The organism is Streptomyces phyllanthi (genome assembly GCF_009377205.1).
GTDB classification, from domain to species: domain Bacteria; phylum Actinomycetota; class Actinomycetes; order Streptomycetales; family Streptomycetaceae; genus Streptomyces; species Streptomyces phyllanthi.
In genome coordinates this window covers 1-8,079 of sequence record NZ_VJZE01000423.1, presented here as the reverse complement: position 1 = coordinate 8,079, position 8,079 = coordinate 1, and the positions used below count along the sequence as shown (strand labels likewise).

General features: G+C 69.0%; 6 protein-coding genes. 5 read left to right on the top strand and 1 reads right to left on the bottom strand.

Annotated elements, in window-relative coordinates:
- Nucleotides 1-56 precede the first annotated feature (56 nt).
- Both FNH04_RS36620 and clpX read left to right on the top strand, forming a co-directional pair.
- A complete protein-coding gene (locus FNH04_RS36620; RefSeq protein WP_322724881.1) occupies nt 57-737 on the top strand; it encodes an ATP-dependent Clp protease proteolytic subunit in 681 nt (226 codons plus the stop codon).
- A gap of 183 nt (nt 738-920) precedes the next feature.
- Nucleotides 921-2,207: an ATP-dependent Clp protease ATP-binding subunit ClpX gene (gene clpX / locus FNH04_RS36615; protein WP_322724879.1), complete on the top strand. Its 1,287-nt coding sequence runs from the start codon at nt 921-923 to the stop codon at nt 2,205-2,207.
- Nucleotides 2,208-2,302: 95 nt separating this feature from the next.
- Here clpX and FNH04_RS36610 read toward each other — a convergent pair whose 3' ends face one another.
- The gene (locus FNH04_RS36610) at nt 2,303-3,322 is read right to left on the bottom strand and encodes a hypothetical protein (protein WP_152790149.1); all 1,020 of its coding nucleotides are present in this window, start codon (nt 3,320-3,322) and stop codon (nt 2,303-2,305) included.
- A gap of 136 nt (nt 3,323-3,458) precedes the next feature.
- Between FNH04_RS36610 and FNH04_RS36605 the strand changes: the two genes are divergently transcribed.
- The 3 genes from FNH04_RS36605 to FNH04_RS36595 all read left to right on the top strand — a co-directional run.
- A complete protein-coding gene (locus FNH04_RS36605; RefSeq protein WP_322724877.1) occupies nt 3,459-6,083 on the top strand; it encodes a valine--tRNA ligase in 2,625 nt (874 codons plus the stop codon).
- Between the two features lie 115 nt (nt 6,084-6,198).
- Nucleotides 6,199-7,719, top strand: a complete 1,521-nt coding sequence (gene folC, locus FNH04_RS36600; protein WP_322724875.1) for a bifunctional tetrahydrofolate synthase/dihydrofolate synthase — start codon at nt 6,199-6,201, stop codon at nt 7,717-7,719.
- Between the two features lie 5 nt (nt 7,720-7,724).
- Nucleotides 7,725-8,079, top strand: a 355-nt coding sequence (locus tag FNH04_RS36595; protein ID WP_322724873.1) for a DUF4233 domain-containing protein, incomplete at its 3' end; no start/stop codon positions are given.

The window sequence follows — 8,079 nt, the reverse complement described above, 5'->3', positions numbered from 1 at the left end:
GCCCCAGAGCCCCCAGCCGACCGCCTCAGCCCCTTTCAGGCTCCCAGGAGACCACAGTGAACGACTTCCCCGGCAGCGGCCTCTACGACCGTGTGCGCGCCGAGTACACCGGCCCCGCGGCCGAGTCCCGCTACGTCATCCCGCGCTTCGTCGAGCGCACCTCCCAGGGCGTGCGCGAGTACGACCCGTACGCGAAGCTCTTCGAGGAACGCGTGATCTTCCTCGGCGTGCAGATCGACGACGCCTCCGCCAACGACGTCATGGCGCAGCTGCTGTGCCTGGAGTCGATGGACCCGGACCGTGACATCTCCGTCTACATCAACAGCCCCGGCGGCTCCTTCACCGCGCTCACGGCCATCTACGACACGATGCAGTTCGTGAAGCCGGACATCCAGACGGTCTGCATGGGCCAGGCGGCGTCCGCCGCCGCGATCCTGCTGGCCGCAGGCACGCCCGGCAAGCGCATGGCGCTGCCGAACGCCCGCGTGCTGATCCACCAGCCGTACAGCGAGACCGGCCGCGGCCAGGTCTCCGACCTGGAGATCGCCGCCAACGAGATCCTCCGGATGCGCTCGCAGCTGGAGGAGATGCTGGCCAAGCACTCCACCACGCCGATCGAGAAGATCCGCGAGGACATCGAGCGCGACAAGATCCTCACGGCCGAGGACGCGCTGTCGTACGGCCTGATCGACCAGATCATCTCGACCCGGAAGATGAACAACGCCGACGTCCGCTGACGCGTATGGTCATCGGACCCTGTATCGTCTGGCGCCCCTTGGCACGGTTTGGCACGGTGCACGTCAAAGTGAACCGTGCCAAGGGGGGCCCGAACGGGGGGCCCGGCAAGGTACCGTCGGACATAAGGCAGCACCAGGAGCCGCTGGACCCAAGGCGTCTCCCAGGCGAAGGGGAAGCACACCGTGGCACGCATCGGTGACGGCGGCGATCTGCTCAAGTGCTCGTTCTGCGGCAAGAGCCAGAAGCAGGTCAAGAAGCTCATCGCAGGGCCCGGTGTGTACATCTGCGACGAGTGCATCGATCTCTGCAACGAGATCATCGAGGAAGAGCTCGCGGAGACCAGCGAGGTCCGCTGGGAGGAGCTTCCGAAGCCCCGCGAGATCTACGAGTTCCTCGAGGGGTACGTCGTCGGCCAGGAGGCCGCGAAGAAGGCCCTCTCGGTCGCGGTGTACAACCACTACAAGCGGGTCCAGGCCGGTGAGAACGGCGGGGCCCAAGGCCGCGACGACGCCATCGAGTTGGCGAAGTCCAACATCCTGCTGCTGGGGCCGACCGGCTCCGGCAAGACGCTGCTCGCGCAGACGCTGGCCCGTATGCTCAACGTCCCGTTCGCCATCGCGGACGCGACGGCGCTCACGGAGGCCGGATACGTCGGCGAGGACGTCGAGAACATCCTGCTGAAGCTCATCCAGGCCGCCGACTACGACGTCAAGAAGGCCGAGACCGGGATCATCTACATCGACGAGATCGACAAGGTGGCCCGCAAGAGCGAGAACCCGTCGATCACCCGGGACGTGTCCGGTGAGGGCGTCCAGCAGGCCCTGCTGAAGATCCTGGAGGGCACGACGGCCTCCGTCCCGCCCCAGGGCGGGCGCAAGCACCCGCACCAGGAGTTCATCCAGATCGACACGACGAACGTCCTGTTCATCGTGGGCGGTGCCTTCGCGGGCCTGGAGAAGATCATCGAGTCCCGGGCCGGCGCCAAGGGCATCGGCTTCGGCGCGACGATCCGCTCCAAGCGCGAGCTGGAGTCCAAGGACCAGTTCGAGGAGGTCATGCCCGAGGACCTGGTCAAGTTCGGCATGATTCCCGAGTTCATCGGCCGTCTCCCGGTCATCACCTCGGTCCACAACCTCGACCGCAAGGCGCTCCTCCAGATCCTGGTGGAGCCGCGCAACGCGCTGGTGAAGCAGTACCAGCGCCTCTTCGAACTCGATGGTGTGGAGCTGGACTTCGAGCGCGAGGCGCTGGAGGCCATCGCCGACCAGGCCATCCTCCGCCAGACCGGCGCCCGCGGCCTGCGCGCCATCATGGAGGAGGTCCTCCAAGCGGTGATGTACGAGGTCCCGTCCCGCAAGGACGTGGCCCGCGTGGTCATCACGGCCGATGTCGTCCTGTCGAACGTCAATCCGACGCTGATCCCGCGCGACGCGCGCGGGCGCGGCTCGGGCGAGCAGAAGACGGCGTAGGGACGGCACGGAGACGGCGCAGCCGCCGTACACGCACGAGGAGGGGCCCCGGTCGACCGACCGGGGCCCCTTCGTGGTCGGAGGCGTGGTGGGGCTCAGGAGGGGGGCTGGCCCTCGACGCGGATGTCGTCGCGCGTCTTCTTCGTCATGTCGATCGCCGCGTCCTTGGTGATGCCCTGGGTGTTGTCACCGGGGGAGACCATGGCGATCGTGCTGTAGTCGGACCACACGCAGAACCAGTCGGTCGACACCTTCTTGGTCAGCGCGTTGGTGGCCCTGGTCGACTGGCACTTCATGACCGCGCCGTCGATGTCGGCCTCCTCGGGTTGGCCGATCAGCTCGGTCTTGCCGGACGTGATGCCGTCCGAGCCCTTGTCGCCCTCCTCGATCGCCTTGTTGTTGTCGTCGATCTGCTTCTTGATGGCGACGAAGAACTTGTCCAGGGACGCCTCGGGGTCCGCGATCTCGCCGTAACCGCCCAGGATCGTGACGCCCTTGGCGGTCAGCAGCTCGGCCTGGCCGGGCAGTTTGCTCGGGTCGGGGTTCAGCGGGTCGTAGTCGCCGAAGTCGGCCGTCGAGTACTGCCCGACGACGGCCCTGCCGTTCTTGACGCCGCTGGTCTCCAGATAGCTCTCGGTGTCCGCGTCGTTGCTCTCGCCACCCTTGCCGACCCGCTGGTACTCGGTGAGCAGTTGCGAGGGCGTCGTCAGCATGTGCGGGCCGTCGTCCTCCAGGCCGTCCGCGCCACCGCCCGCGCCGATCACGAAGTACGCGCCCACGGCGACCGCGGCCACGACGGCCGCCGCGCCGATGACGATCCCCGTCTTCTTCCTGCCCCCACCGGGAGCCGGCGGTTGGGGAACCCCGTAGGGCTGCTGACCGTACGGAGGCTGCTGGCCGTACGGGGGCTGCTGGCCGTACGGGGGCTGCTGCGGCGGGACACCCTGGGGAGGCTGCTGGGGGTACCCGTAGCCGGGCTGCGGGGGAGGCGCCTGCTGCGGGTAGCCGTAGCCGGGCTGGGGGGCCTGCGGCGGCTGGCCGTAGGGCCCCGGCTGACCGTACGGTCCAGGCTGCTGGGGCTGCCCGCCGTACGGGCCCGGCTGGTTGTAGCTCATCTCTGGGTTCCCCTCCAGATGCTTATGTGGTGTTGACATCCTGGCGCAGCCCTGGTGAGCGGGCTGCACCAGGGGGGCCACCGTTACGAAAGAATCAGGTTTCGGGACCGCCCCGTAACACCCCTAAACTGAGCCCGTGACCGAGAACGCTCAGCAGCAGCCAACAGCGCCCATCACCGAACTGCCGACCCAGTACGCGCCGGCCGAGGTAGAGGGGAAGCTGTACGAGCGCTGGGTAGAACGGGGTTACTTCGAGGCGGACGCGAAGAGCGAGAAGCCCGCGTACACCATCGTCATCCCGCCGCCGAACGTCACCGGAAGCCTGCACCTCGGGCATGCCTTCGAGCACACGATCATCGACGCCCTCACCCGCCGCAAGCGCATGCAGGGCTACGAGACGCTGTGGCAGCCCGGTATGGACCACGCCGGCATCGCCACGCAGAACGTCGTCGAGCGTGAGCTGGCGAAGGAGGGCAAGTCCCGCCACGACCTCGGCCGTGAGGCGTTCGTCGAGCGCGTCTGGCAGTGGAAGGCGGAGTCCGGCGGTCAGATCTCCGGCCAGATGCGCCGTCTCGGTGACGGTGTCGCGTGGTCGCGTGAGCGCTTCACGATGGACGAGGGCCTGTCCCAGGCCGTCCAGACCATCTTCAAGCGGCTCTACGAAGACGAGCTGATCTACCGCGCCGAACGCATCATCAACTGGTGTCCGCGCTGCCTGACGGCCATCTCGGACATCGAGGTCGAGTACCAGGACGACGACGGCGAGCTCGTCTCCATGAAGTACGGCGACGGGGACGACACCATCGTCGTCGCCACGACCCGCGCCGAGACGATGCTCGGTGACACGGCCGTCGCCGTCCACCCCGAGGACGAGCGCTACAAGCATCTGATCGGCAAGCTCATCAAGCTCCCGCTCACCGACCGCTCCATCCCGGTCGTCGCCGACGAGCACGTCGACCCCGAGTTCGGCACGGGCGCCGTCAAGGTCACCCCGGCCCACGACCCGAACGACTTCGAGATCGGCCAGCGCCACAACCTGCCGTCCCTGACCGTCATGGACGAGCACGCCGTCATCACCGCCCACGGCCCCTTCCAGGGCCTGGACCGGCTCGAGGCCCGCTCCACCATCGTCGCCGCGCTGCGCGCCGAGGGCCGGATCGTCGCGGAGAAGCGGCCGTACGTCCACTCGGTCGGCCACTGCTCGCGCTGCAAGACGACCATCGAGCCGCGTCTGTCCATGCAGTGGTGGGTCAAGGTCGGCCCGCTCGCCAAGGCCGCCGGTGACGCGGTCCGCGACGGCCGCGTCACCATCCACCCTCAGGAGATGGAGAAGCGGTACTTCGACTGGGTCGACAACCTCCACGACTGGTGCATCTCACGGCAGTTGTGGTGGGGCCACCGCATCCCCGTCTGGTACGGCCCGAACGGCGAGGTCGTCTGCGTCGGCCCCGACGAGGAGCCGCCGAGCGGCGAGGGCTGGCACCAGGACACCGACGTCCTGGACACCTGGTTCTCGTCCGGCCTCTGGCCCTTCTCCACCCTGGGCTGGCCCGAACAGACCGAGAGCCTCGCGAAGTTCTATCCGAACTCGGTCCTGGTCACCGGCTACGACATCCTCTTCTTCTGGGTCGCCCGGATGATGATGTTCGGCCTGTACGCGATGGACGGCACCCCGCCGTTCCACACCATCGCCCTGCACGGCATGGTCCGCGACCAGTTCGGCAAGAAGATGTCGAAGTCCTTCGGCAACGCGGTCAACCCGCTGGACTGGATGGACAAGTACGGCTCGGACGCGCTCCGGTTCACCCTGGCCCGTGGCGCCAACCCCGGTATCGACGTCCCGATTGGCGAGGACTGGGTCCAGGCCTCCCGCAACTTCGCCAACAAGATCTGGAACGCGACGCGGTTCGCGCTGATGAACGGCGCGACCGTGGACGGCCCCCTCCCGGACCCGTCCCGTATGTCCTCGACGGACCGCTGGATCCTCTCCCGCCTGAACTCGGTCGTGGCCGAGGCCGACGCCTTCTACGACGACTACCAGTTCGCGAAGCTGTCGGACGCCCTCTTCCACTTCGCGTGGGACGAGGTCTTCGACTGGTACGTCGAGCTGTCCAAGACCACGTTCCAGGCGGGCGGCGAGGCGGCCGAGGTCAGCAAGCGGGTCCTCGGCGAGGTCCTGGACGTCACCCTGCGGCTGCTGCACCCGGTGGTCCCGTTCGTCACGGACACCCTGTGGACCACGCTCACCGGCGGCGAGTCCCTCGTCATCGCCGACTGGCCCGAGGACGGAGGCTTCCGTGACGAGGCCGCCGAGCGTGAGATCGAGCTGCTCCAGCAGGTCGTCACCGAGGTCCGCCGGTTCCGCGCCGACCAGGGCCTGCAGCCGGGCCAGCGCGTCCCGGCCCGCCTCGGCCTCGACGGCACGGCCCTCGCGCCCCACGAGGCCGCCATCCGCCAGTTGCTGCGCCTCCAGCCGGAGGGCGAGAGCTTCTCGGCGACGGCCACGCTGCCGGTGGCGGGCGCGGAGGTCGCGCTGGACCTCTCCGGTGTGATCGACGTGGCCGCCGAGCGCAAGCGGCTCGCCAAGGACCTCGCGGCCGCCGAGAAGGAGAAGGGCCAGGCCACGGCCAAGCTCGGCAACGAGGCGTTCCTCGCGAAGGCCCCGGACCAGGTCGTGGAGAAGATCCGCACACGGCTCGCGAAGGCGGACGAGGACATCGCGCGGATCCAGGCCCAGCTGGAGCGACTGCCGCAGGCGTGAGCGGCCCTGCCCGTACGGGTGTGAAGGCCCCCGGAGCCGAGAGGTTCCGGGGGCCTTCGGCCTCCGGGGCCAGCCACCCCCGGTCTCTGTCGGTGCCCCTCCGTAGACTGGCCGTGTGAGTGAGCTCCCCCCGCACGACAGCAGCGAGCAGCCCGACCCGATCGACTCCTTCGAGGAGATCATCGCGGCCGAGACCGACCGTGACCCCGACCTCGCGGTGATCGAGGCCGGCAGCCGCACCCTGCGCACGCAGGGCGGGCCGCCGTCGGCCGACGTGCCCGCGCGGCCCGCCGACCCCGAGACCGACAAGGCCCTGCGCGAGGTCGAGGCGGAGCTGGCCACGCGCTGGGGCGAGACCAAGCTGGAGCCGTCGGTCACGCGGATCACCGCGCTGATGGACGTACTGGGCGAGCCGCAGCGGTCATATCCCTCGATCCACATCACGGGGACGAACGGCAAGACGTCCACGGCCCGGATGATCGAGGCCCTGCTCGGCGCCTTCGAGCTGCGCACCGGGCGGTACACCTCGCCGCACGTCCAGTCGATCACCGAGCGGATCAGCCTGGACGGCGCCCCGATGGACGCCGAGCGGTTCGTCGAGACGTACCGGGACATCAAGCCGTACGTGGAGATGGTCGACGGCTCGCAGGAGTACCGGCTCTCCTTCTTCGAGGTGCTCACGGGCATGGCGTACGCGGCCTTCGCGGACGCGCCCGTGGACGTGGCCGTCGTCGAGGTGGGCATGGGCGGAAGCTGGGACGCCACCAACGTGATCGACGCCGATGTGGCCGTGGTGACGCCCATCGACCTCGACCACACCGACCGGCTCGGCGCCACGCCCGGTGAGATCGCCGGCGAGAAGTCGGGCATCGTCAAGCAGGACGCGACCGTGATCATGGCGCAGCAGCCGGTGGACGCGGCGCAGGTGCTGCTGAAGAAGGCCGTCGAGGTGGACGCGACCGTGGCGCGGGAGGGCCTGGAGTTCGGGGTCGTCTCGCGGCAGCTCGCCGTCGGCGGGCAGCTGGCGACGCTGCGCGGGCTCGGCGGGGAGTACGAGGAGGTGTTCCTGCCGCTGCACGGCGCCTACCAGGCGCACAACGCGGCGGTGGCGCTGGCCGCCGTGGAGGCCTTCTTCGGGGTGGGCTCCCAGCGGCCCGAGCCGCTCGACATCGACACCGTCCGCAAGGCGTTCGCGTCCGTGGCCTCTCCGGGCCGCCTGGAGGTCGTACGGCGCTCGCCGACCGTGGTTCTGGACGCCGCCCACAATCCGGCGGGCGCGCGGGCCACGGCGGAGGCGGTGAGCGAGGCCTTCGACTTCAGCCGGCTGATCGGAGTCGTGGGCGCGAGCGGCGACAAGAACGTACGGGGGCTGCTGGAGACCTTCGAGCCGCTCTTCGCCGAGGTCGTCATCACGCAGAACTCCAGCCATCGGGCGATGGACGCGGACGAGCTTGCCGCGATCGCGGTGGAGGTGTTCGGGGACGAGCGGGTGCAGGTCGAGCCGCGACTCGACGACGCCCTGGAGGCGGCGATCACGCTGGCCGAGGAGGAGGGCGAGTTCGCGGGCGGCGGTGTCCTCGTCACCGGGTCCGTCATCACGGTCGGCGAGGCCCGGCTGCTGCTGGGGAAGGGCTGAGTTCTGTGCGTACGTTGTGTTCCTCGACGCTGATCGGTGAGTTCTTCGTCATCGGGTTCGCGGGGCTGGTGGCCATGAAGGACCCGGAGCTGTCCATGGGCATGGTGTGGACGGTCAGCGGTGTCGCGATGGCCCTGTGTCTCGTGTTGTGCGGTCTGATCACGCGGCCCGGTGGGGTGCAGCTGGGCTGGGTGCTGCAGGTGGCTCTCATCGCCTCCGGTTTCGTCGTTCCGATGATGTTCTTCCTGGGCGCGGTGTTCGCCGCGCTGTGGTGGGCGTCGGTGCACTTCGGGCGGAAGGTGGACGAGGCGAAGGCGCGGTTCGCGGCGCGGGCGGAGGCCGCTGCGGGGGCTGTCTCTT

Excerpts from the sequence above, each read along its gene's own strand:
- FNH04_RS36610 (WP_152790149.1), bottom strand. The coding sequence starts at position 3,322 with ATGAGCTACAACCAGCCGGGCCCGTACGGCGGGCAGCCCCAGCAGCCT.